Origin of the sequence: Anabaena sp. CS-542/02 (genome assembly GCF_028331085.1) — a bacterium.
GTDB lineage: Bacteria > Cyanobacteriota > Cyanobacteriia > Cyanobacteriales > Nostocaceae > Anabaenopsis > Anabaenopsis arnoldii.
Genome location: NZ_JAQMTM010000083.1, coordinates 33,814 through 59,384, shown reverse-complemented (window position 1 = coordinate 59,384; position 25,571 = coordinate 33,814). Strand labels below are relative to the sequence as shown.

Here is a 25,571-nt window from a genome sequence, read left to right as displayed (position 1 = left end):
TTCAATGGATAGGGATTTAAACGCAGCAATTAACTTATCGAGGTTGGCTAAACCTTGAAAGCTTACTGAGGGATAACCGCTCCCATGCTCCCTGCGAAGTAAGAAATAAATGTCTAGACTTGTCTAGGATTTATATAGCAGCTAGGACTTACGCAACTGGCACAAGTGATCTGCTAGCAGCAGCGCTTCGCTATCGCTAAATGAAAGTACATTTACAGCACTTTGTATTATATTGGGACTTACGCAAGCTTAAATTGCTGCAACAGCGTGTTTCCAGGAAAGGGTTAGGCTCGAACAATTGGAAAAAAGCATAGAAGAAAGTAGCGAGGTTCCATGAGTATGTCGCCAATTGTCGTCAAGACTGGTATCGAAAGCTATTTCACCAAATCTGTAAGGATGCAGGGATGGTATTTGTTGACAATTTGAATTTGGTTGGGTTTTCTCGCGGGATGTTGGGTAAGCATAACCTCGATGGGGGATTTGCACAATTTTTCAATATTCTTGAACAAACTTGTTATGAACTACCCACAGTTCGCTTCGCCTGAACTGTGGGTTTCTACCTCCCTCAGTTCGTTTTTAGCAAAACCTTGTGTAGATTTTTGTCGCTTCTTTGCCCCTAGTTGCCGCATTGCTCCAGCTTGCTGGCGCTTGCTGGTAGATGTGGTAGAGCTAGGCGACTCTGCGACTACGAAGCCAGTTCCTGACTCCGAGATGCTTTCTTAATTTGATGTTCAGCGTTATTTCCCACTATTCATCCCTACCTTGCTTCGCTGAAGGTAGGGACTTTCGTGTTAGCGTTAAGGGTGATGTCTATTTCCAAAAAGTAGACGCAGGTAAAACAAGCCAAATCTGCCCGAACTGCGTAACTCAGACAGGTAAGAAAGAGCTTTCAGAACGTACTCATCAATAATCGAATTGCGGTTATACGACAGTTGACATCTCCCCTGGTTGAAACACAGGGGAGATGTCAACTGATGTTGCTACGCAGGCCCAAGGCATGCTACGCAACGTTTACGATATGATTTACTTAATCCCTTAAATAAATCAACTCGTCTTGGGAGTGTCAAAGCTCCCCTACCCACCTTGGCTAGGTTAACACCTAGCTGTGTGGCTACTTTTGTTAAGATATTTGCAGCACCGTTACACTTAGCATTTACCAGTATCCCCGTAGAAGTTTGGTACAATCCCCGTTTTACCCTTTGACCTGAAGGTTTCCATCCCTTGGGTTTTTCACCATGTTTGTAGAGGCGATCGCCATCCAGGTAAGACGCTTTTGAAGTATACGCTTCCTCAGTAACCGCTATTTTTATCCCATATTCTGGACAAAGTTGTTTAAAACGTTCAATTAGTCGCCCCGTGGGAATGGGGACAACGTTTTGATTCCCCCGCTTACTCATCTTAGAGCCATTTTTCTGTCCATCATTCCAACCAATAATCAGATTACCAATTCTGTCCTTAAGACATTGATTAATAATAAATCGCGCTGCTTTGTTAACAGCATCCCGCATCTGAATCTGCTATATTTAACCAAACCTGCCACTGACATAATTTCGGGTATCTTCTTGTTGGGGGTCTTTGAAAATGGCTTCTGTGGAATTGTATTCGACTAGATAACCACTGCGACCACCTTCCACAAGTTGAACGTTGAAAAAAGCCGTGTAATCAGACACCCGTGCTGCCTGTTGCATATTATGGGTGACGATGACAATGGTATATTTTTCTTTGAGTTGGTGAATTAGTTCTTCTACCCGCAACGTAGAAACTGGGTCTAAGGCAGAACAAGGTTCATCCATGAGAATGATTTCCGGTTGCACTGCGATCGCCCTAGCAATACACAAGCGTTGCTGTTGTCCCCCGGATAAAGATGTGCCACTTTGTCGCAGTTTGTCTTTAACCTCATCCCACAAAGCAGCTTGTCTGAGACTGCGTTCGACTAATTCATCCATATTCCCTTGATAGCCATTGATTTTGGCTCCAAAAGTAATATTCTCATAAATTGATTTAGGAAAGGGATTTGGTCGTTGAAATACCATCCCGATTCTGCGGCGCACCTGTACAGGGTCGATGTTAGGTGCATACAAGTTGTGATCGTAAAAATAAACTTTGCCCTCCGCTCGAAAGGAATCGATGACATCATTGAGACGGTTATAGCATCGCAGCAATGTACTTTTACCGCAGCCAGACGGACCAATAAAAGCTGTCACCTGATTTTTCGGGATGTCCAGCCAAATATTTCGCAAAGCCAAAAAATGACCGTAGTACACATTCAGATTCTCTGTGCGTAAAACAGTTTCAGTCTCATTCACTGTAGTAGTGTTAGTAGCCATAATAATATAGTGTATTGTGGATTTTTGACCTAGAGAATCTTTCTGTTGGTGCTTCCTTAGCCAAAACGACCACTCACATAATCGCGAGTGCGCTGATCCCGGGGACTGGAAAAAATTCTCTCGGTGGTATCTACTTCTACCAGATACCCCACGCGATTCCCCCCTTCCAAGGCTTCAGCATTAAAGAAAGCCGTATAATCCGCCACTCTAGAAGCCTGCTGCATATTATGGGTGACAATGACAATGGTGTAATGCTGTTTGAGTTCAAGCATTAACTCCTCAATCCGCATCGTCGATATAGGATCAAGAGCCGAGCAGGGCTCATCCATCAAAATCACATCCGGTTGAACCGCAATAGCGCGAGCAATACATAGACGCTGCTGTTGTCCCCCGGAAAGAGAAGTTCCCAACTTATGAAGATCGTCCTTTACCTCATCCCAGAGGGCAGCACGGCGGAGGGAATTTTCAACAATGTCGTCCATATTGCCCTTAATGCCATTCACCCGCAAGCCATAGGCTACATTGTCATAAATCGTCTTCGGGAAAGGATTAGGCTGCTGAAATACCATACCCACCCTGCGGCGGACTACCACCGGGTCAACTGTAGCACCGTAGAGATTTTGTCCCCGGTAAGTGAGGTATCCCTTCACATTAGCACCCGGAATCAAGGCATTAGTACGATTGAAACAACGCAGGAGAGTACTTTTACCACAACCCGAAGGACCAATTAAAGCGGTAATTTTGCCCTCCAGAATATCCATTGTCACATACTGAAGGGCGATCGCACCGCCATAGTAAACCGATAAATCCTTGACCTCAAAAATGCGCCTAGTATCAACAGAACCGCTATTACTAATTTTCTTTTCCATAGTATTCTCAATGTAGAGTGTATAGAACTTGGGTGAGTTTGCAGCCAAAAGAATTGAATTCCCTGATGCTAGAACTTCTTCTGCCGACTCAAGTACCGAGCCAAAATACTAAACAACAGCACAATTGACAATAACATCAAGGCGGCAGCCCAGGCCAAACTCTGGGAAGCTTTATAGGGAATAATCGAGAAAAAGTAAATTAACACTGGCAAGGTTGCCACAGGTTCCCAAACATTAGTAGCCCAGAAATTATTGTTAAAAGAGGTGAACAGCAAGGGAGCTGCTTCTCCGGCTGCCCGGGCAACAGATAAAACCACACCAGTAATAATTGAAGTCAGAGCAGCTGGTAAGACAATCTGCATAATGGTTTCAAATTTTGTTGCCCCAATACCCATTGCTGCCAAACGCAACTCATTAGGCACTAGCAATAAAGCCTCTTCTGTGGAGCGAATAATAATAGGCAGCATTAACACTGCTAAAGCCACCCCACCCGAAAAAGCCGAAAATGATCCTAAGGGCATCACCACAATTGCATAGGCAAATAAGCCACACAAAATAGCGGGGACACCGGTGAGTACATTACAGGAAAATTTCACCAAGTAAGCCAAGCGAGTCCCCCGACCAAACTCAGCTAAGTAAATAGCCGCGATCACACCAAAAGGGACTGAAATCAATGTACCAATTCCCAGGGTCATTAAAGTTCCAATAATGGCATGACCAAAGCCCCCCTCAGATAATCCAGGAGGTGGGGGGAGCTTAGTAAAAATATCTGGAAGTATGAGCGAATTAACACCCTTTTGAAACACACTCACCAGAACCCAAATCAGAGGGATAATTACCGTTCCAGCAAACACCATACTTAAAATGGTCAACACCCGTCCCATGATCCGGCGATGGGGCGCCATGGTTTTCTCACTGATATCAAAACCACTGTCTGTGGCCGATGCCACGCTATCGCTATCATACCCAAAGGAATACTGATTATCTGGAGTACCCATAATTTAATTGATATTTCGTAAACTTAATCTTGCATACACTCGTACTCAAAACTGGGGAAAAGGCGTGATATTTTACTCAATATTTTGGAATCGACGAATAATCATCTCAGCTAAAATATTCACCACTAAAGATAAAAGCATTAGCACTACGCCAGCGTACATTAAAGCCGCAACTTGAGTGCGTCCCGCTTCTCCAAATTGGGAAGCAATCAAACCTGTGATCGTCGATCCTGGTTGCAGCCATGATATGTTAATGCGGTTGGCGTTACCAACGAGCATAGCGGCCACCATGGTTTCCCCCATGGCTCGACCCATAGCCAACATCACAGAACTGATAATGCCAGATAACCCTGCGGGAATTAGGACTCTGAGAATTGTTTCCCAACGGGTTGCTCCCAAAGCTAAGGAACCATTGCGGAGATTACTGGGTAGGACTTCAAAGGTGCTCCGGGTAATAGAAATAATAATGGGCACAATCATAATTGCTAGTACCAAGCCCACAATCAGTAGACTATTGCCAAAAACAGAATCGCCACCGAAAAAAGGAATCCAGCCGAAGTAGGTGTTAAGGAAGGTAAAAATAGGTCTGATAGCAGGAATGAGGACAAAAATACCCCAAATTCCCAAGACCACGCTGGGAATAGCGACGATGAGTTCAATGGCAAAAGCAATGGGAGTTGTTACCCATTTAGGCGCAAATCCTTCTGTTAAAAAGATTGCTACTCCGATGCCCAAAGGGATAGCAATTAACAGGGCAATCAAGGCAGTGACTAAAGTTCCATATATCTGAGGTAATACCCCATAGACGTTGGTAACAGGGTTCCAGGTTGTACCCACTAAAAAACCCAGACCAAATTTTTCAATGGCTGGTGTAGCTGCTATAGCGGTCTGTATGATTACCCATAGTAAAACTGCTCCGGCACTGATGGCTAGTATCAGGGTTAGTCCCCAAAATCCTACATCGAGAACCCTAGCTGGACTGATTTGCTTTTCCAGGCTATTCCCGGTTAATTGAGTTGATTTATCTGCCGACATCATGACTTTATTTTTGCTCCATAAGTGGTTATTGTGACATGGTGATGTCCCAACTCAGGTATCGGGATGAATTTTGGGAGTGTTAGATGTCAAAGACACTCCCAATCATCTCGGATTATTACTTGGCGTTCACCGTGTCAAATACTGCTTTAATTCTCTGCACTAGAGGGTCAGGAATGGGGACATAAAGAAGTTCCTCCGAAAGTGCCTTGCCTTCGGGTCCCAAAGACCATTCCAAGACATTACGCATGGCTTGCCATTTAGCATCGTCCTCATACTGTCGATAGATCATCACCCAAGCTAGACCGACTATAGGGTAGGAATCAACACCTGATGGGTCTGGAACTAGAAGCGCGAAATCATCGGGTATCGGCTGATCTAGTAGAGCTTTGGCTGCTGCTTCTGGAGATGGGGCTATAAAGTTTCCAGCTTTGTTTTCAATTAAGGCGGAATTGATTTTGTTTAGGGCAGCATAGGCGTAGGATAAGTAACCAATGGCTCCCTCATTCTGCTGAATGGCAGCGGCTACGCCTTCGTTACCTTGTCCGCCAATTCCCACAGGCCAGTCTACTGAAGTTCCTGCCCCAGCTGTCCAGTCTGGGCAGACAGTTTTAATGTGGTTGGTAAATACGAAGGTAGTACCACTCCCATCAGACCGGTGGGCAAAGGTAACGGGTAGGTCTGGAATCTTTAAACCAGGGTTATCTGCGGCGATAGCTGGATCAGTCCATCGAGTAATTTTTCCGGTTACGATATCACAATAACTTTTGCGGGAGAGTCTCAGTTCGAGATCTTTAACTCCTGGTAAGTTATAGGAGAAGGATAAAAAGCCTCCGGTCATGGGAACTTGGATCGGATCGTAATTATGAGCTTCTTTGAAGGACTTGAGCCGACTAGCAGAGTCAGTAATGGGTGCTTCGCTGGCCCCAAAGTCTACGGTTTTATTGATGTACTGCTCCAAACCTGCCCCACTTCCTACGGACTGATAGCTCACCTGGACATTGGAGTTGACTTGGCGATTATAGGCATCAAACCACCTCTGAAAAAGAGGTGCGGGGAATGTTGCCCCGGCTCCGGTAATAGCTATTTTCTGCCCACCACCACCATCCGCTCCTGGGCTACAGGCTGTTGCTACCAACATGATTGGTAGTGAGGCGATGGCTAACACAACTTTGCGATTAAGAACCATGAAAAATACGTCCACTTTGCGAAAGTACTACGGAGTTATATCAAAAAGACCTTGCTTCATTGGTCATGACAACATCATCGGCATCACAGTCTAGGGTTGTGGCAGTAGCAATGGGATTATCTGAGTCTTGCTCTGCGCCACAAGCCACTAAGCTAAATTACATATCTAACAGCGATGCTTTAGCTGCTAGGCGACTCTTGTTGATTACATGTAGACCTGTGAATTTTTAGTTAATTTATCCAGATGAGCGATATTAGAATACCTCTAAAAGATACGTCTGAAGGTAAACAAAAGGTTAACAAAGGCAAAAGAATATATTTTCCTGATCTATTTGCTACATTGAAAATAAAAAAATGGTGCGTAAATTATTAAAATTTCTGGTATAAATTAGACATTACCAGGAAAACCCAAACTATCCAGTATGATTTTCAGGTTCAAACATGATTTTTCACCAATTTTTTAGCGATCGCCATTTATTCACAAGCTAATCACCCAAGGACTCAAACCACAGAGTTCCCTTAAGAATGTCCCGCTCACCTAACGGCGTAGCGGGTTAATATCAAAAATATTACTTATTAGCAGATGAAGTGGCGTATAACTTTTATCCCCAAATCATATTTGGGATATTTTTCATTGAGAATTTTCTAATTATTAACTTCGACTTTGAAACACCCAACTTGATGTTCCTTGCGCCAAGCATGAGGTGGTAAACCATGATGTTGACGAAACTGGCGGGAGAAATGGGAAACATCTTGATAACCCAATGCTCTGGCAATTTGCTCAACTGTTTGGTAATTATTTTGCAGTAAAAAACGCGCTCCTTGCATCCGGCGTTTAACAATCCAGCTATTGACAGTTTCGCCTGTCTGCTTTCCCACCTGGTTAGTCAAGTAAGCAGGTGAGTAACCAACTGCTTCAGCTACATCACACAGTGTAATTCCTTGGTGATAATGGGCTTCAATAAATTCAAAAACTTTTTTTAATTGGGGAACACAGGGAAATATTGATTGAGGTGAGTTCAAAGCTGTGGTCTTATCTGCGGATCCTGATTTTTGAGCTTCCTGGAATTTAGCAGCACACCAAGTTTTGAGCACAGCTTGTCTTTGCAACTGGGTATTAATTGCTCTGAGTAATTCGTCTAGTGAAAAGGGTTTAGTAACATAGTCATCTGCACCTAACTCCATACCTTTGCGAATAGCCTCTCTGGTACAGCTACCCGTGATAAAAATAAAGGGAATAATTGCTGTAACAGGATCTTGACGTAGCATGGTGAGGACAGTGTAACCATCTATATCCGCCATTGTCAGATCACAAAGCACTAAATCAGGTACATACTCCTGTGCTTGTTGGATACCAGCTAAACCATTTTGGGCGCTTATAATATGAAACCCTTTAGCTTCAAGACCCTGTACATAAAGATGGCGAGTAACATGATCATCTTCAATTACGAGAATTTTTTTGACCGATTCGTACTTCATTTTATATAACCCAAAATTATACTATTAAATGGAAGCTGGAAATTTTTAAATTTACAAATATTAAATACTCAATTAACAGTTATACTAATCAGAACATTCTAACCCTGATAGAGAAGAGGCTTCTTTAAATAATGGCAACATCACAGTAATGGTAGTACCTTTATCTACTTCGCTTTCCAGATTCACTTGACCACCATGTAAATCTACTAGCGTTTTAATAATCGATAATCCTAGTCCATTACCGGGTATATTCCCAATATTACTTCCCCGGTAGAATGCTTCAAATAATCTTTTTTGGTCTGTGATTGGAATCCCAATTCCTTGGTCTTTTACCTTAAAAATTATATATTTTCCTTGGTAATTAATAATAAAATCAATCCTGCTATTTTTAGGAGAATATTTAATGGCATTTCCCAGGATATTCTTCAATATATAGTCTAATAATTTTGCATCAAAAAAGGCATTTATTAATTCAACCTTACTCACAAAATTTATTCTTTTTTCGCTCATACTCATGTGCATTTCCTCCACTAAATTATGACAGAATTTGAGTAGATCTAGCGGTTTAGGGTCAAAATTGATTTTGGCTGATTCTGCTTGAGCGAACAACAAAGTATCATCTAACATCTGGCTGATTTGTGCGATGGCTTTTTCTATATTTTCCAATAATGATTCTATTTTTTTCTTGGTATGCTTGTCTATTTCTTCTGCAACTAAGCTATTACAAAATGAAATAATATTTAGTGGAGTACGAAGTTGATGACAGACCATAGAAAGAAACTGCGCTCTCAGTTCGCTCAGTTGTTTAGCTTGTTCTAAAGCGTTATTAAGACTTGACTCTAAATTTTTGTAATCTGTAATATCAACAGCTATAATTAATTCTCCTGGTTTTCCAGGTAACTTTAACATTCCATCAAGCTTAGTCACCACACCAATTAGCGAGCGTTCCGTACCAAGATGATAAAGCCTCATGGAAAGTAATTCTTCACTAGAATATTCAGTCATTTTGCAAATTCCATTATTGACAAAAATAAACTGGTAATTTTCTCCTAAATAGAAAGCTGGTTCTACAGCTTGATCTATCAGAAAATAAGCAAATTTTAAATCTATTTGTGCCTGTATATTTATGGAAAAATTGGTAAAAAATAAACTATGTTCCCTAGAATCCATAACCTTAAGATATCCCTCTCATAAATCAGCATAATAGGCATTAAAAAATCAAGACAATAGCTATTAAAAAGACATATGTTTATTTGTTATTAGTAATAACTTGAAATTAATTCAGAAAATGTGCTATTTAAATTTTACTAATAGCATAAAAAACTTAGAATAATACAGGAATTACAACTTATGGGAGTTATAAAATATGAAATCTTATAACTCCACCTTAATCGATACTTTTAGACTGAATCTAGTATAATTTTTAATCTCCATTACTCAATATCAAATACAAAATTATCTGCACTAGAAGTTTAAAAACCACTGCCGTTATAAAAATATCAATGAGGTTCTACGTGAATTTAACATTCGTGTAAAGGTGCTAAATTTATAAGTGACATTAAACTATTCAATTTCAAAATAACTAATAGTTAACATCTAATTTTCACCGAATAAGCAATCTAAAAGATAAGGTATATATTGATATCTGACGGGGTGACAAAAACCTTTGAATTAAATACGCAGCAAGGGTTTTGAAGGTTTGCGCCTTGAAAAAGTAAACATCATTTTCTGGCTTTATTGATTCTATTATCAATAACTAAACCCCACAAGTCTGATTTTTATGTTGGAATAGGTTTCCAATTTGTTTTAATCTTTTCAAGGCTGACTCTTTCATAATCCTTATTCGATAAGGGTTTGAGCCTAAGTTGTCACCCCTTCAGTATTGATATTAGTGCTTGAATGTGTATTTAGAAATATGGACATAGAGAGTTAACTTAATTCATAAAACCTATGATATATGATTTATATGATTAAAAATTTAACTATATTGAAGATTATTTATTCATCTACCATGAGGAACATATCTGACGAGCAAACAATAGCCTAATATGAATTTATTTGTGATACTAAAGACTATTTTTACTCCAATAGACTGGAAATTTATAGATTAATCTATCTAAAGAAGTAGGAAATGATAATATATGTTTTAATTAAGCTGATAATAATTAGTGATATTTTATATTGATATGTCAACCTAGATTATTAGCCACTGTTTGCTGTTGTTGTTCACTTTCTCCCGATAATTCAATTCTGGGGCTGAGAATTTTCAGCTAAAACAAAAATCACCTCCGTGCTCACTTCCGGGTTAGTGTGTGGAGTAACTCACAAAAATACACATCTAATACTTTTTCCTGATACCTTGACTAAAGAAATCAGGAGGATAATGTTTGTCATAATGAAACATAACGACAAATTTAGTATTAATTGTATTAATTAATACTAAATTTGTCAGTTTAATACATAAATAACTGATAAAAACATTGTTTGAGTATTTGTGCAAATAAAATGGCTGGAAGTGTAGGAAATGTGGGAACTATTCAATTATTATGGTCTATGGTTGGTTTGCTCCTCACCATGGGTGGTACATTCCTAGAAGCTTATAGTATTGTCTTACCTTGGAGTGGGAATAATCAAGGAACTGAGATTTTTTCTCTGGGTGTTACCTGTCAAGTTGGTGCGGTACTGTTAGTAGGTTGTTTAGGAGGTAAAAATGCTGGCGCACTCTCGCAAATCGCCTATTTAGTCATGGGTTTAACCTTGCTACCTGTATTTGCCGATGGTGGCGGTATTGGATATGTTAAACTATCTCAGTTTGGTTATCTGTTAGGTTTTATCCCTGGAGCGTGGATTTGTGGATATTTGGCATTTCAAGCTAGACCTAAGTTGGAAACCCTGGCTTTCAGTTGTTTGAGTGGCTTGTTAACTGTCCACCTCTGCGGTATTACTTATTTAATCATCAGTTATATTTTTCAGTGGAAAGGTACGGAAAATTTGCCTCTAATGCAAGCAATCCTTAAATATTCTTGGTTTGCACTACCGGGTCAACTAGCTGTAGTGTGTGGTGTTACCGTAATAGCATACGTATTACGTCATCTAATGTTTTATTAGTTATGGCGGAGCTAGTACAACAGTCAAGTCAAAATCGAAAAATCCATTTATAGGCTTTTGACCAATTTGAAATGATTGGGACTAATTGTACAATTTCTCGGTAATTATATGTATTTTCATAGACCAAGAGGAGATGGTGATTGTGATATCAATTTAGTAAATGCTATTTTTATTTACATTAACCTCTACTATCTCTCACTCCCTAGTTTCTAGTTTCATGCGTTTAAAAAATCATCTCTTTTGGATTACTGCCTTCATTGCTTTTTTCTTAGATCAACTAACAAAATATTGGATAGTGCAGACCTTTAGCTTGGGACAAACAGTACCAATTATACCAGACGTATTTCATTTCACTTATGTTACTAATACTGGGGCAGCTTTTAGTCTGTTCAGCGGGAAAGTAGAGTGGTTAAGATGGCTATCGTTGGTCGTGAGTTTACTATTGATAGCACTAGCATGGTTTGGTCAGAATTTAAGTCGTTGGAATCAGTTAGGCTATGGTTTGATTTTAGGCGGAGCTATGGGGAATGGTATTGATAGGTTCGCTTTGGGCTATGTGGTTGATTTCCTCGATTTTCGCTTGATTAATTTTGCCGTATTTAATATAGCAGATTCATGTATTACTATTGGTATTATTTGTCTATTAATTGCTTCTTGGGAGAAAGCACCCAGTGATAGTAACAGTTAAAGCTAATCTCAACAGTTGATAACTGAAAATCAAAGTATCCCCTCAACTTCCTATGTCAGAGAGAATTTTAATGTCAATTAATCCTTAAAGATATTACCCTAATATTTTCAAAAATTATAGATGTTAAGGGAGTATGGACTCACAATCTTGTACGGTTGGCAAGAGTAATGAACCCGACTTGGTAGGTTTGATGAGTCGATATTTTCTTGGTGTAAGATTGAATTAGTAAAAACTACCTATAGCTAATTTCTGCTGTGACTGATGTGTACAATGGTGGAATATCTGTATCGAGATTGTCAAATCGCCCGAATGTTTGCCAATAATTCTGATGTAAATAGCCTATGAGTTCCCCCCAACCTCCTCATAAGCCACAAACTGTACTTGGTCAACTGACTCAAGCAGTACAGACACTTCAAGCGAGGGTTGACTTTTCCAAGTTGGCGCTGAAGCCTAATGCCAAAGTACCAGAGATATGGGTGCAGGATACAGGGGCAGAACGTGAGGTATATCCGTTGTTAGGCGATCGCTATATACTAGGTCGTAGTTCCAAATCCTGTGATATAGTCATTCGCAATCCGGTTGTCAGCCAAATTCACCTATCACTGTCACGGGATTCAACTCAACGCAGCCCTGTTTTTGTCATCAAAGATGAAAACTCCACTAATGGTATTTATCTGGGGAAACGCCGAATTAATCGCTTAGAACTGCGTCACGGTGACATTTTTACTTTAGGACCACCAGAACTCGCAGCTTCAGTGCGGCTACAATACTTTGACCCAGCACCCTTGCATATTAAAGCAGCAACTTGGGCAGCCTACGGTGTAGCAGGTGTGAGCGCCTTAGTGGGGTTAGTCATAGGGGTGGAATGGCTAAAATTTTCCGTCAGACCCTTACCCACTGCTAGCAGCGCCCCTATAGTTATTTATGCCCGCGATGGCTCGACACCCTTGCGCGAGCCTCGGAGTACCTCTCATGTAGACCTCAAGAGTTTAGAGGACTTTGGCTATTTACCCGCAGCTATAGTGGCCTCAGAAGATAGTCGTTACTATTGGCACTTTGGCGTTGACCCTTTAGGGATTTTGCGAGCTGTGTTAGTCAATACGCGCAGTGGAGATGTACAGCAGGGGGCTAGCACCATTACCCAGCAAGTGGCCAGAAGTTTGTTCCGGGACTATGTAGGCGCTCAAGACTCCTTGGGACGCAAACTGCGGGAAGCTGTTGTTTCCTTGAAGCTAGAAACTTTTTACAGTAAAGATCAAATATTACTCATTTACTTAAATCGAGTATTTTTGGGGGTGGATACATCCGGTTTTGAGGATGCGGCTCGTTATTACTTTGATAAGTCAGCCAGAGAATTAACTCTCTCAGAAGCTGCAACATTAGTGGGAATTTTACCTGCTCCCAACGCTTTTAATTTTTGTGGAAATAACCCCAATAGGCTACAACTAGTTGACTATCGCAATCGCGTCATTAGGCGAATGTTGGACATGGGGAAAATTTCCGCAGAACAGGCCAATCGAGCTAGGCGCTCCCCAGTCCAGATTAACCCCAAAGTTTGCGAACGGCAATCCAGTACCATTGCTCCTTACTTTTACCAGTATGTATTCCAGGAATTGGAATCAATCTTGGGGGTAGGAGTTGCCAGAGAAGGAAATTTTATCATTGAAACCCAGCTCGATCCCAGAATGCAAGCAGAGGCGGAAACAGCTTTGCGTAATCAAATCAATAAAGCTGGTTCTACCTTTGGCTTTTCTCAAGGAGCGATCGTTACCCTAGACACTAGAACTGGTAGTATTTTGTCGATGGTAGGCGGGACTGATTTTGGAAAAAGCCAGTTTAACCGTGCTGTTCAAGCCCAAAGACAACCGGGTTCTACCTTCAAAGTTTTCGCTTTTGCAGCTGCCCTAGAGAGGGGAATACCAGCCTCTAAAACTTATTCTTGCGCGGCTCTACCCTGGCAAGGATTTACCTATAGACCTTGTAGAATTGGTGCAGGGAATTCCTTAGATATGACTACTGGCTTCGCCCTGTCGGAAAATCCCATCGCCCTGCGAATTGCCAGGGAGGTGGGGCTAGATAGAGTCGTATCCACCGCCAGGCGTTTAGGAGTCAAGTCATCACTCGAAGCAGTTCCCGGCTTAGTACTGGGTCAAAGTGTAGTCAATGTGTTAGAAATCACTGGTTCTTTTGGCGCTATCAGCAATCGTGGTGTTTGGAATCCACCCCACGCAATTAGCAGGATTATAGACAGTAGTGATTGTCAAAATAGTCAGGATTTAAAAACTTGTCGTGTTGTCTATTCCTTTGACGAAAATCCGGACGCTAACCAGCGAGTTTTACCCACAGGTGTAGCCGATGAAATCAACCAGATGATGCGCCAAGCAGTAACTAGCGGTACTGGCGGCGCTGCGGCTATCGGATTGGGGGAAGGCGGTAAAACCGGCACCACTGATAAAAATGTTGATCTCTGGTTTATTGGTTCAATCCCCAGTCGCCGGCTTGTAACTGGTATTTGGTTGGGTAATGACAATAATTCTCCCACATCCGGCAGCAGCGGGCAAGCAGCCCAACTTTGGGGCAATTATATGAGACAAATTACCAGATAAGAGGGGGTGAATAATCACTGATATCCCCGCCAAGGGCTAACTTGCAGAATACCACCTCTGGTAAAAACTACTTTAAATTGGGCTATTGGTTCATTGGCTGTGAGAGAAGCATTAGGGGGACTGTGCAGCAATTTGGGTAGAGGAGTTGATTCTATGCCCTCATTTGCTCCTTGATTTACCGCTTTATAACCAATGATCACACCATCAGGATTTACACCTACCCGATAGACTAAATCTTCTCTTAATTCTGACCGACTAGTCCAACCTCGATCAATTTGGTTATAAATTTTTCCATTCAGAAGACGTAGTTGGGATGAATTAGTAATTTCTGTAGTTGAATTTAAGAGTGCTTCTAAATCTCTGATTTTGGGTGGTGTATCCACGATTGGAGTGGCTACATTTAGGTCAGTTGCTGGGGAACTCTCTGGAGTTTGTATATTTGGCGGTGTTATGTTCTCTGATGCAGCCGAATTGGGGCTGGGTGCTATGGATACAGTCTCTTCTTCCTCCTGGGCTGCTGGTGGGCGCGTCTCAGGGGCAGGAATTAGGCTCAAAGCCATGGCGGCAACTGCTACAGTTGAAATTCCTATACTTGCCGCTAGTCCCTGCTTGAGCAGGAATTCATTAGGACTACCGTAACTTCTAGGCACTGGCTGTAATTCTAATGACAACTCTGGTAGGGTTTGGCTGTCAGCAAAAAATTGATCCACAGCTTCAACCAGGTCAAATAACTGCACTGTATTCAAATCCATTTGAATAGGCGGTTGATTATAGTTAGGCTGAGACTCAAAAACATCTACAGCTATTTCAGAATGCACAATTAACCGGTGTCGATTAGTGTAAATTTTTTGTAACTCCACTAATTCTGAGTCTTGATTATGTGCTTGGGGGTTTGACACATTACTCAAAAATTCTTGAGCATAGCCACTCACAGCCCGGACTAGACTCTCAAAAAATTCTCGTCCGCCTACTAGGGGCTGACTATAGCCAGATATATAGCATTCTGCATTTACCAATATGGATAATTCTGGACGCATACCTTGATAGTATGCTGCTTTGGCTACATCACTGAAACCCTCTAACAGCAGTGTACAATTAGGTAGACTGTACTTACGTTGAATATTCATTCTACTTCACCGTCAAAAAGACTAATCCAAAATCGCTGCATTCCAGCTGTACCAGTACAAAATAGTAATTGTCCCAACAAATTGATTGCTAGTTCATCTAATTTCTCGTCAGAATCTAATGCCATTACGGTAGAACGTCGAGGATTCATTCTACTTCTGAAATGTACTCGAAATCGCTCTAGGTAATTCGATAGCCGCAGATTCTGTACCAAAGGTATCTGCTTTTCACTCATTTGCTGATATGTCATCAACATTTGGCGAATGACAACGGTTAAACGCCGCGCGATGTAGCTGGCAATAACTACTAAAGCTTTTGCCTCCATGATAGTCAAGGGACGGCGAATATGAGATCTTCGCAGTGGGTTAGAGCTCCGCATTCGCCATAGATTTACTCGGTTTTTAATAATTCCTTTCAGTTCTAACTCATCAGCAAAAGCCAGAATAGCTTCGGAGCTACCAAGTTCTAAAGCTTCAATTGCCAGTAAAATTAGATCAACTTGCAGTCGGGTTCTAGCGGGACAACCCTGTGCGGCCTTGGCGAAGCTTACCATAGGCATCGCAGGGTTTGGTAAAGTATCCAGAATCATCGGCAAGGATGGGGGGGGTGGACTATTCAATGGCGTTAAGCTGGCTGAGACATTCATTCTATAAATTACCTTGTGCAGAGCTAATAGGCAGAATAAAACTAGTACAACTAATTTAAAGGAGCTAGAACAGGCAAAATGAACCTGTTTCAAAGTTGCTTGTAATGCTTAAGCATTGATTACTGTTGGTGCTGCCCAAAGTTCGGTAAAAATTAGGTAAATAAATCTCTTCTTCTCAGTCAGAAACTGATTTACCGATTTTTTTGTCGGAGGTAGTTCTCTTGGACACAGTGGCTTTGTAGAAGTCTTTATGTAAGTGAGAGTGGTATTACAGTTGCAGTATCTACCTGCTTTGTGGGGTACAGATGCCAAGTTGCTCTAAGTAACGCCATCAAAAATCACCTCCGATTTAGTTGTTTTGAGTATAGTAAAAGAATATATCAAAAATCAGGAAACCCCCAAAGGCTAATATATTGTGGATCATTGTCGCTTACCTTCCCAGGCTGTATTACCGTGTAAAATTAGCTAATCTGGCTAAATTAGAGCCTCAATGATCAGGGTATGAGATTATAGTGTAGGATTTTCCAGGGACTAGTCATGAGTCATTGGTCATTAATCCCCCCACTACCCCCTCATAACTGAATTTTATGGATTTAAAGTCTCTAATTCGCGATATACCAGATTTTCCTAAACCCGGAATTTTATTTCGCGATATCACTACTTTACTGCGCGACCCAGAGGGATTGCGCTACACTATTGACTTTTTTACGGAAAAATGCATTGCTTTAGGCTTAAGAGCTGATTATGTTGTGGGTATGGAGTCCCGTGGGTTTATTTTTGGACCTCCTCTAGCTTACAAATTAGGAGCGGGTTTTATTCCCGTACGGAAGCCGGGAAAGTTACCAGGAGCAGTTCACTCAATTGAATATGAATTAGAATATGGTACAGACTGCCTGGAAATGCATCAAGACGCTTTGCATCCAAATAGTCGCGTTTTAATTGTAGATGACTTGATTGCCACAGGTGGTACGGCTAGTGCAACGGCTAAGTTGGTGCAGAAGATTGGCTGCGAATTGGTAGGGTTTGGCTTTATCATCGAGCTACAGGATTTACAAGGACGTCAACATTTACCAGATGTGCCGATTGTCTCCCTAATTGAATACTAATCATTGGTAATCTCTCCTATATCCTGAGAAATTGACTAATAAACAATGACTAAATTGCTATGACTTCTCAGAAAATTTCCTGGAAGACCTGTCAGGAGGGCTTTATAGGGCTAGTCACGAACGAAACATTTGTTTATGTGGTGAAACGGATATTGCAAGCACTATTCACTCTGTTATTGGCAACCGCGCTGTCGTTTGTGATCATGAAACTATCCCCGGGGGATTATGTGGATACCCTGCGCCAAAATCCGACAATTTCGCCAGAACGCATTGAGGAATTAAGGCAACAGTTTGGTTTAAATAAATCTTGGCCAGAACAGTTTGGACTATGGTTATGGCGAATTTTCACCCAAGGAGATTTTGGGACAAGTTTTGTTTACCAACGCTCAGTAGCTTCTCTGTTGTGGGAAAGGATACCAGCAACTTTACTTTTAGCGATCGCTTCTTTATTTTGTACCTGGGCGATCGCAATTCCCTTTGGTATTCTCGCAGCTGTGAAACAAAATCAAGCTACTGATCGCATTTTACAACTGATTAGCTACACAGGACAAGGGTTTCCTAGTTTCATCACTGCTTTGTTTCTGCTCATATTTGCTCAAATCACCTCACCTTTATTTCCCGTCGGTGGTATGACTAGCATCAATCATGCTGATTTGTCGTGGTTTGGCAAAATCATTGATATTGGGTGGCACATGATTTTACCCACCATTGCCTTAAGTATCACTAGTTTTGCCGGGTTGCAAAGAATCACTCGCGGTGAATTGTTGGATGTTCTACGTCAAGATTATATCCAAACGGCTCGCGCCAAGGGACTACCAGAAAATCGGGTGATTTATGTTCACGCTCTTCGCAATGCCATAAATCCTTTAATTACTTTGTTAGGCTTTGAATTGGCTGGTTTATTAGGTGGTGCATTTATTGCCGAACAATTCTTTAACTGGCCCGGTTTAGGGAGATTGACTTTACAGGCGGTAATGGCGAAAGACCAGTATTTAGTCATGGCTAGCCTCGTCATGAGTGCCGTATTACTGAATATAGGCAATTTAATGGCGGATTTGCTATTAAAGGTAGCCGACCCCCGGATTCGTTTGGAATCTTAATTGAGTATGTTTTCTGAAATTTATTATATATTGCGTTCCTCGACTGATGGTCGTTATCTTGTAGCCCATCCGGATGCTGAAAGTTCCGGCTATTTATTACTGTTTCGGGAAAACTTTGATGCTTTAAGCTATCTCAATACCCATGCAGGTCAATTAGCTAACCGCTTTGCCGTAGAATCTGTTCTTGCTACACAGTTGGGTAATTTGCTCAAACGTTGGGGTTTTAGCGGCGTGGGAATTGTCATAGATCCGTTATTGCCGAAAGTAGATTTTATGCAGCATCGTTAAATATAGTAGTTGGCAGGTAGATAAAACTCTTGTGGAGTGGGCATACTGCCCACTAGGGGTGTGTCGCAGTATAAGGAATTCTACCGGAGTCAGGAACTGGCTTCGTAGTCGCAGAGCCGCCTAGCTCTACCACATCTACCAGCAAGCGCCAGCAAACTGGAGCAATGCGGCAACTAGGGGCAAAGAAGAGACAAAAATCTACAGAAAGTTTTGCTAAAAACGAACTGAGGGAGGTAGAAACCTACAGTTCAGGCGAAGCCAACTGTGGGTAGTTCATACCACGACTTTTTCTAACATCAATTTAGAACGTTTGACTTGCTCAGGAATAGCTACGGGATAATCTCCAGTAAAGCAAGCTGAACAGAAACTATTAGTATCTTCCTGGGTTGCTTCCAGCATTCCCTCCCAACTAAGATAAGCCAGGCTATCTACTCCCAACTGCTCGGCAATTTCTGACACTGACTTGGTGGCAGCAATCAACTGATCCTGACTATCAGTATCGATACCGTAAAAACATGGATGTGTGACAGGTGGGGAAGAAATGCGCATATGTACCTCGCTAGCACCTGCTTCACGTAATGCTTTAACCAGTTTACGGCTCGTTGTACCCCTAACAATGGAATCATCCACAATAATTACTCGTTTACCCACCAATACATCTTTGAGGGGGTTAAGTTTCATGCGAATCCCGGACTCGCGCATAGATTGTGTGGGCTGAATAAAAGTTCGACCCACATAGCGATTTTTAATCAGTCCTTCGGCGTAGGGGACACCAGAGGCTTGGGAAAATCCAATGGCCGCAGGTATTCCTGAATCAGGAACACCAAAGACAATATCAGCATCTACCGGCGATTCAGCCGCTATTTGTCGCCCTAACCTCATGCGATAGGTGTACAAACTTTCGTTGTGCATGATGCTATCAGGACGGGCAAAGTAAATCATTTCAAAGATACATAACTTACGAGCAGGTTTTTGACTCCAATGGTAGGAAGCTAAACCTGCTTCAGTAATCCAAACTAATTCCCCCGGTTCCACATCTCGTAAGTATTCGGCTCCAATGATATCTAAACCACAAGTTTCCGAAGCCAAGACATAACGGACTGGTAACCCGGGTAAAGTTCCAATTACTAAGGGGCGGATACCATTGGGATCCCGCGCACCCATGACACCAACGGGAGTCCCAATCACCAAACTAAAAGCGCCTTGGCAACGGTGAAATGCGCTACTTGCTCCTTCTACCCAATCTGCACCAGCGTTGACGGCTTGAGCGATCGCCAAAGCGATCATTTCCGAGTCTGTTGTTGTGACTAAACTCACTTGGGTCTTGACTAACTCTGACCGCAGCTGCACAGTGTTGACTAAATTACCATTATGTGCTAGGGCTAATGAACCTAGTCGGGTTTCCACCACAGCCGGCTGGGCATTATCCTTGCGGCTAGAACCAGTAGTGGAATAACGAGTGTGACCAATAGCCAGGTTTCCGGGCAACTGATCCAAAATGGACTCATTAAAGACCTGAGAAACTAAGCCCATGTCTTTGTGTAGGTGTACTTTTGCATCTTCAAACGTTGCAATCCCAGCTGATTCTTGACCCCTATGTTGCAGGGCGTATAATCCAAAGTAGGTCATTTTGGCAACATCTTCTTCTGGAGCGTAAATGCCAAAAACACCACAAGCTTCTTCTGGTTTGTCAGGTCGATGCTCTCGACTATTGATTGGGTCTATTTCCTGATTGTGGTATTCATCCGATAGCTTGTGCGGTGTAGCCATAGTGACGGAATGGATGGGAATCATTAGCTATTGCTCCTGGTTTGGGTGTCAAGTCGGAATAATCGGTAATTGATAATTTTTAATTCGCAATTACTACCCCACCAATAAATGGAGTGAGTGATGCTGGATTTTGTTCTGGAATTAATTACGAATTGCAAACTACGAATTAGTAATTATTTAGTCCCTGGGATTATGTCGCTGGATAGTTGCCAAATCCTTAACGAATCTTTAACCATCTATTAAAACAGTACCGTAATTCTGCTCACAGAGGTTAATTATCCCCATATAGGGGATGGAAAAAATTAATTGGGAGTATTACCTAGGCGAGCAAGACGGTTAGAGATAGCCCGGAAATAGCGATCTTTCATCTGTTCCATAGTAACCTTGATTAAGATTTGGTTATCATTGGTTAAAATCCTCAAACCTAGTTCAGAATCACCGAAATTACCTACTGTACCAAGTTTTTGCCAATTAGCCCCCAAATTTTTATCTAAGTGATATTCCCAGGTTTTTTGTTGCGCTTGTGTTACAGAAACTAAAATTCTCGCCCCACCTTCACCAAACAGCAATTCATCCAGACGTTTTAACTGATGTTCAGAAATTTCTATCTGGATTTGGGCACCTAAGTTACCAGAAAGGCAACATTCAGCCAAAGCAACAGCCACACCCCCCTCAGATGAATCATGGGCCGAACATATCCAACCTGCACGAATACCTAAGCGGCAAACTTGCTGTACACGACGTTCCAAATCAAAATCTATCCTTGGCGGCTGGCCAGCAACAGTATTGTGAATAGTAGCTAAATACTCAGATGCACCCAAACTAACAGAGGATGTGAGAGGTAATCCCAAAAGATAAATTAAATCACCATTCCCTTGCCAACCTTGACCACAAATCCTTGTTAAGTCAGGAATTAATCCCACCATACCCACCACAGGAGTAGGATAAATGGGTTGGGGATTACCTTGAGAATCAAAGGTTTCATTGTACAGAGAGACATTCCCGCCTGTAACTGGTGTTGCCAATTCTAGACAACCTTCAGACAAACCGCGACAAGCCTGGGATAATTGCCAGTAACCAACGGGTTTTTCTGGACTACCAAAATTGAGATTATCTGTCACCGCCAGAGGTTCGGCACCCACACAGCTGAGATTACGAGCTGCTTCTGCCACCACTGCCTTAGCTCCCTCATAGGGGTCAAGATAAACATAACGAGGATTACAGTCTACAGTCGCCGCCACACCTGATGTCAAACTTTCAGGTTCTAATTCTTCATTTTTTCTTGTTTCTAGGGGACGTAAGCGCACCACAGCAGCATCAGCACCACCAGGCAGAATCACAGTATTATTCTGGACTTGATGGTCATACTGACGATAAACCCAATTTTTAGAAGCGATGGTTGGCGTGCCGAGCAAAGTTAACAGAATATTATTCCAGGATTGGAGTTTACCTTCAATGTCAATCCCCGCAATTGTACAAACTGGTAAGGAATCAGGTGACCATTTCCAAGCTTCCAGAACATACTCTGGTGGTTCTGCTAACAATTCCCGTTCATAAAGTGGGGTATTTTCCGCCAGCGCCTCAGCCGGAATTTCTGCTGCGACTGTACCCTGAAAGAAAATCCGCACAATGGGGTCAGCAATCACAGTACCCGCAACCACAGCATGAAGTCCCCAACGGTGGAAAATATCAATTAGCTCTTGTTCCCGACCCTTGTGGGCTACAAATAGCATTCTTTCTTGAGATTCAGACAGCAGGTATTCATAGGGAACCATCCCCAACTCCCGCACAGGAATTTTATCTAAATCAAATTCAATACCCACACCACCTTTAGCCGCCATCTCTGAAGTAGAACAGGTAATACCCGCAGCACCCATATCTTGGGCGGCGACAACAGCACCAGTTTTAAATGCTTCCAGACAAGCTTCAATTAAAGACTTTTCTATAAAGGGGTCACCTACTTGTACTGCGGGACGGTTATCCATTGATTCATCTGTTAATTCCGCACTAGCAAAACTGGCACCCCCCATACCGTCTCTTCCCGTGGTAGAACCCACGTATAACACAGGATTACCAATACCAGCAGCACCGGATTTAACGATTTCTGGTGTTTCCATTAATCCCAGCGCCATGACGTTAACTAAGGGATTACCCGAGTAAGCCGGATCAAAATATACTTCACCCCCAACAGTCGGCACTCCAACGGAATTACCATAATGTGAAATACCCGCTACAACACCTGTAAATAACCTTTGGGTTTTGGGATCATCTAGAGAACCGAAACGTAAAGAGTTTAATAAGGCAATGGGACGCGCCCCCATTGTAAATATATCTCTTAATATACCGCCTACACCTGTGGCGGCACCTTGGAAGGGTTCGACGGCTGATGGGTGGTTATGAGATTCAATTTTAAATGCTAATTGCAGTCCAGCGCCTAAGTCTACAACTCCGGCATTTTCACCAGGTCCAACCAGGATGCGCGGTCCTGTGGTGGGAAACTGCTTAAGTAAAGGACGGGAATTTTTATAACAGCAATGCTCAGACCACATCACTCCAAACATTCCCAGTTCAGCTTTGTTAGGATGTCGTCCTAAGCGTCTGACAATTTCTGCATATTCTTCTGGTTTTAATCCTTCGGCGGCGATTTCTTGAGGGGAAAAGGGAGTAGAGGAAGTGGCGGTCATGGAAATAATGCACCAAGAGTACAGAGAATTATTGTATCGATTTAGTTACCCTATATGCACTTTGCAACCACTAATTAAGACTTTTTTGCATATTTCCCCTTCAAATAGTGGCGACTATCTGCTAAAATTTCCCCACATCTGGATTAATAACTTGACAGATTTTTTGCCACAGCCATGACCAAATGTGAGGAGGTTATGATCAAATGAGAAATCTTATGGGTCTAATACCTTAACATTCACAATCCTAGAACCAACACCAGTTTGATCAAGACATGGCTTGAATGATGTAATCAAAGTAGGGTGCCGCTTCTGTCGCATCTTCCACACTTAGTAAGTCAAGAGAGGCAGTTTTCAAGGCGCTAATAGCTTCTACCATGCCTGGTACAGGAACACCTAAAGAATTGTACATCTCTCGCACGCCGATTAAACCAATTTTTTCGATTGGTTCTTTGTCGCCAGCAAGTACGCCATAGGTAATAAGGCGCAAATACCAACCAAAGTCACGGATACATAGGGAACGCTGACGTTCGCCGTAGGCATTACCGCCGGGGGCGATAAAGTCAGGGCGCTTTTTCCACAGATTTTTGGTTGCTTCCTGAACAATCTTTTTTTCGTTCTCCGCTAAGGTCGCAGCAATGCGTGTCCTTTGTTCTCCGGTTTGGAGAAATTCTTTGATGCTTTTGAGTTCGCCACTGCTCGGATAACGCAGTTGGTCGTCGGCTTGGAGAATAACTTGGCTAATTACGGTCATAATTATACGCTCTTGTGTGCGAAATATTATTTGCTAGTTTAGCGAGTCTGAGGTACACAAAGAAAGGAAAATTAGGAAGATGATGGGAGTGAGCACAAGGATTGTGATTTTCTCATGACCAATGACTAATGACTAATAACTAATGACTAAACACCAGGGTGAGTTAATTGAAATTGTCATCGCCGACTTGAGTAGTACAGGTGATGGTGTGGGACGTTTTGAGGAAATTGTGGTTTTTGTCCCCGATACTGTTCCAGGCGATCGCGCTATAGTTCGCTTATTACAAGTTAAACCTCAATACGCTCATGCTCAACTTCATCACCTCTTGCAAGCATCTCCTCATCGGGTCAGAGCAAGTTGTATTGTGGCTGACAAGTGTGGTGGTTGTCAGTGGCAACATATTGATTATGAATATCAGCTAGTAGCGAAGCATGATCAAGTTATCCAGGCTCTGCAGCGTATTGGTGGTTTTGTCAATCCACCAGTTGATCTGGTGTTAACCACAGATGCACCTTTGGGCTATCGCAATAAAGCCACTTATCCTCTAGGAATTTCCGCCACAGGTCAGGTACAAGCTGGTTACTACCAAAAAGGTAGCCATCGATTAGTGAATTTAAATCAATGTCCTGTTCAAGATCCGAGATTAAATCCTTTACTGGTACAAGTGAAGCAGGACATCCAACAGCGCGGTTGGCAAATTTACGATGAACGAAAACACCAAGGACAAATCCGCCATTTAGGTTTACGTATTGGACGGCGGACTGGCGAAATGTTATTGACTTTGGTAGTGAAGGAGTGGAATTTACCAGGAATTGAACAGCAAGCCCAGGAATGGTTAAAGCGCTATCCCCAACTGGTGGGTGTGTCTTTAAATCGCAATCGTCATCGCACAAATGCCATTTTTGGATCTGAAACTCGTTGCGTTGCTGGTGTTTCTTACCTGCGAGAAGTCTTTGCTGATTTAGAATTTCAAGTCCGTCCAGATACGTTTTTCCAGGTTTATACAGAAACCGCAGAAGCACTGTTGCAGGTAATTCAGTCAGAACTAGATCTTCAAGGACAGGAGTTGCTAATTGATGCTTATTGTGGTATTGGTACTTTAACTTTACCTTTAGCCAAACAAGTTCGGCAAGCCATAGGATTAGAATTACAACCAGAAGCTGTAGAGCAAGCCGTTTTCAATGCCCGGCACAATGGAATTAATAATGTTACGTTCCAAGTAGGCGCAGTAGAGAATTTGCTGCCGGAGATGGGCATAATACCAGATGTGGTGTTACTTGATCCGCCCCGCAAAGGGTGCGATCGCGCCGTGATTAATTCTTTATTAGAACTGAAACCTCCACGCATAGTTTACGTCAGTTGTAAAGTAGCTACTCTGGCTCGCGATCTAAAATTGTTATGCCAAGATGGGCTATATGACATGACACGCATACAACCTGCTGATTTCTTCCCCCAAACAGCTCATGTAGAAGCGGTTGCTTTTATGGTGTTATCACATTAGTATCAGTAATACTGAGTGTGGAAGAAAAACTTACATTTCAAATTTGTAGTCTAATGCATACTAAAAATGCTAAAATCTAATTAAGCTAAAAAAAACGATTTTGTTACAGAGATTAAATTCTTATCCACCCCAAGCAACATGAATAAGCTTTGGTAAAGCAACAATCGGCAATACCAAGATTATCCTCATACTCTTGAATATTACCAATAATTTCCTTTGCTAACTGCACGAGCAGTTGTCTTTATAGCCGTTATATGTATCAACAATCTCATCTCATAAACAGAGTCAATTCTCCCTAGGAT

The 25,571-nt window shown here is 42.0% G+C and carries 21 protein-coding genes; 8 read left to right on the top strand and 13 right to left on the bottom strand.

Annotated elements, in window-relative coordinates; translation table 11 throughout:
* Window positions 1-516: 516 nt before the first annotated feature.
* Window positions 517-723: a hypothetical protein gene (locus tag PN447_RS09530; protein ID WP_271762637.1), complete on the top strand. Its 207-nt coding sequence runs from the start codon at window positions 517-519 to the stop codon at window positions 721-723.
* 257 nt (window positions 724-980) lie between these two features.
* Here the strand turns inward: PN447_RS09530 and PN447_RS09525 are convergent, their stop codons facing one another.
* The 8 genes from PN447_RS09525 to PN447_RS09490 all read right to left on the bottom strand — a co-directional run bounded on the left by PN447_RS09525 (window position 981) and on the right by PN447_RS09490 (window position 9,066).
* The gene (locus tag PN447_RS09525) at window positions 981-1,508 is read right to left on the bottom strand and encodes a hypothetical protein (protein ID WP_334311096.1); all 528 of its coding nucleotides are present in this window, start codon (window positions 1,506-1,508) and stop codon (window positions 981-983) included.
* Window positions 1,509-1,523: 15 nt separating this feature from the next.
* Window positions 1,524-2,327 (bottom strand): phosphate ABC transporter ATP-binding protein PstB, encoded by an 804-nt coding sequence (pstB, locus tag PN447_RS09520; RefSeq protein ID WP_271762635.1) that lies wholly within the window; start codon window positions 2,325-2,327, stop codon window positions 1,524-1,526.
* Window positions 2,328-2,383: 56 nt separating this feature from the next.
* Window positions 2,384-3,196 (bottom strand): phosphate ABC transporter ATP-binding protein PstB, encoded by an 813-nt coding sequence (gene pstB, locus PN447_RS09515; RefSeq protein ID WP_271762633.1) that lies wholly within the window; start codon window positions 3,194-3,196, stop codon window positions 2,384-2,386.
* 68 nt (window positions 3,197-3,264) lie between these two features.
* A complete protein-coding gene (gene pstA, locus PN447_RS09510) occupies window positions 3,265-4,194 on the bottom strand; it encodes a phosphate ABC transporter permease PstA (RefSeq protein WP_271762631.1) in 930 nt (309 codons plus the stop codon).
* Between the two features lie 72 nt (window positions 4,195-4,266).
* Window positions 4,267-5,232: a phosphate ABC transporter permease subunit PstC gene (pstC, locus tag PN447_RS09505; protein WP_271762629.1), complete on the bottom strand. Its 966-nt coding sequence runs from the start codon at window positions 5,230-5,232 to the stop codon at window positions 4,267-4,269.
* A gap of 115 nt (window positions 5,233-5,347) precedes the next feature.
* Window positions 5,348-6,418, bottom strand: coding sequence for a phosphate ABC transporter substrate-binding protein PstS (gene pstS, locus PN447_RS09500; protein WP_271762628.1), 1,071 nt, complete (start codon window positions 6,416-6,418; stop codon window positions 5,348-5,350).
* A 644-nt stretch (window positions 6,419-7,062) separates the two neighbouring features.
* Window positions 7,063-7,896, bottom strand: a complete 834-nt coding sequence (locus PN447_RS09495; RefSeq protein ID WP_271762626.1) for a response regulator transcription factor — start codon at window positions 7,894-7,896, stop codon at window positions 7,063-7,065.
* Window positions 7,897-7,980: 84 nt separating this feature from the next.
* Complete coding sequence (locus tag PN447_RS09490) at window positions 7,981-9,066, bottom strand: sensor histidine kinase (RefSeq protein ID WP_271762624.1); 1,086 nt, start codon at window positions 9,064-9,066, stop codon at window positions 7,981-7,983.
* Window positions 9,067-10,401: 1,335 nt separating this feature from the next.
* Here PN447_RS09490 and PN447_RS09485 point away from each other — a divergent pair.
* The 3 genes from PN447_RS09485 (at window position 10,402) to PN447_RS09475 (ending at window position 14,298) form a co-directional block, all read left to right on the top strand.
* On the top strand, window positions 10,402-11,004 hold the full coding sequence (locus PN447_RS09485; RefSeq protein ID WP_271762621.1) for a biotin transporter BioY: 603 nt from the start codon (window positions 10,402-10,404) through the stop codon (window positions 11,002-11,004).
* 217 nt (window positions 11,005-11,221) lie between these two features.
* Entirely contained in the window at window positions 11,222-11,692 is a 471-nt protein-coding gene (gene lspA, locus PN447_RS09480; RefSeq protein ID WP_271762641.1) for a signal peptidase II, read from the top strand.
* A 341-nt stretch (window positions 11,693-12,033) separates the two neighbouring features.
* Window positions 12,034-14,298, top strand: a complete 2,265-nt coding sequence (locus PN447_RS09475) for a transglycosylase domain-containing protein (protein ID WP_271762618.1) — start codon at window positions 12,034-12,036, stop codon at window positions 14,296-14,298.
* Window positions 14,299-14,312: 14 nt separating this feature from the next.
* On the opposite strand, the gene PN447_RS09470 is transcribed toward PN447_RS09475, so the two are convergent.
* Both PN447_RS09470 and PN447_RS09465 read right to left on the bottom strand, forming a co-directional pair.
* Complete coding sequence (locus tag PN447_RS09470; protein ID WP_334311095.1) at window positions 14,313-15,425, bottom strand: DUF4335 domain-containing protein; 1,113 nt, start codon at window positions 15,423-15,425, stop codon at window positions 14,313-14,315.
* Window positions 15,422-16,069 (bottom strand): DUF3038 domain-containing protein, encoded by a 648-nt coding sequence (locus tag PN447_RS09465; RefSeq protein ID WP_271762616.1) that lies wholly within the window; start codon window positions 16,067-16,069, stop codon window positions 15,422-15,424. Before PN447_RS09465 ends, PN447_RS09470 begins: the two co-directional genes overlap by 4 nt.
* Before the next feature lie 587 nt (window positions 16,070-16,656).
* Between PN447_RS09465 and PN447_RS09460 the strand changes: the two genes are divergently transcribed.
* Genes PN447_RS09460 through PN447_RS09450 form a run of 3 tightly spaced genes read left to right on the top strand, consistent with a single transcriptional unit; the run spans window position 16,657 to window position 18,563 of the window.
* Window positions 16,657-17,175: an adenine phosphoribosyltransferase gene (locus tag PN447_RS09460; RefSeq protein ID WP_271762614.1), complete on the top strand. Its 519-nt coding sequence runs from the start codon at window positions 16,657-16,659 to the stop codon at window positions 17,173-17,175.
* Window positions 17,176-17,234: 59 nt separating this feature from the next.
* A complete protein-coding gene (locus PN447_RS09455) occupies window positions 17,235-18,275 on the top strand; it encodes an ABC transporter permease (RefSeq protein ID WP_271762611.1) in 1,041 nt (346 codons plus the stop codon).
* Window positions 18,276-18,281: 6 nt separating this feature from the next.
* Window positions 18,282-18,563, top strand: a complete 282-nt coding sequence (locus PN447_RS09450; protein ID WP_271732268.1) for a hypothetical protein — start codon at window positions 18,282-18,284, stop codon at window positions 18,561-18,563.
* A gap of 273 nt (window positions 18,564-18,836) precedes the next feature.
* Here the strand turns inward: PN447_RS09450 and purF are convergent, their stop codons facing one another.
* The 3 genes from purF to PN447_RS09435 form a co-directional block, all read right to left on the bottom strand.
* Window positions 18,837-20,357 (bottom strand): amidophosphoribosyltransferase, encoded by a 1,521-nt coding sequence (gene purF / locus PN447_RS09445; RefSeq protein WP_271762609.1) that lies wholly within the window; start codon window positions 20,355-20,357, stop codon window positions 18,837-18,839.
* Window positions 20,358-20,635: 278 nt separating this feature from the next.
* Entirely contained in the window at window positions 20,636-23,017 is a 2,382-nt protein-coding gene (gene purL, locus PN447_RS09440; protein WP_271762607.1) for a phosphoribosylformylglycinamidine synthase subunit PurL, read from the bottom strand.
* A gap of 265 nt (window positions 23,018-23,282) precedes the next feature.
* A complete protein-coding gene (locus PN447_RS09435) occupies window positions 23,283-23,768 on the bottom strand; it encodes an allophycocyanin subunit alpha-B (RefSeq protein WP_271732272.1) in 486 nt (161 codons plus the stop codon).
* 142 nt (window positions 23,769-23,910) lie between these two features.
* Here PN447_RS09435 and rlmD point away from each other — a divergent pair, with 142 nt between their 5' ends.
* Window positions 23,911-25,269: a 23S rRNA (uracil(1939)-C(5))-methyltransferase RlmD gene (rlmD, locus tag PN447_RS09430; RefSeq protein ID WP_271762604.1), complete on the top strand. Its 1,359-nt coding sequence runs from the start codon at window positions 23,911-23,913 to the stop codon at window positions 25,267-25,269.
* Window positions 25,270-25,571 lie beyond the last annotated feature (302 nt).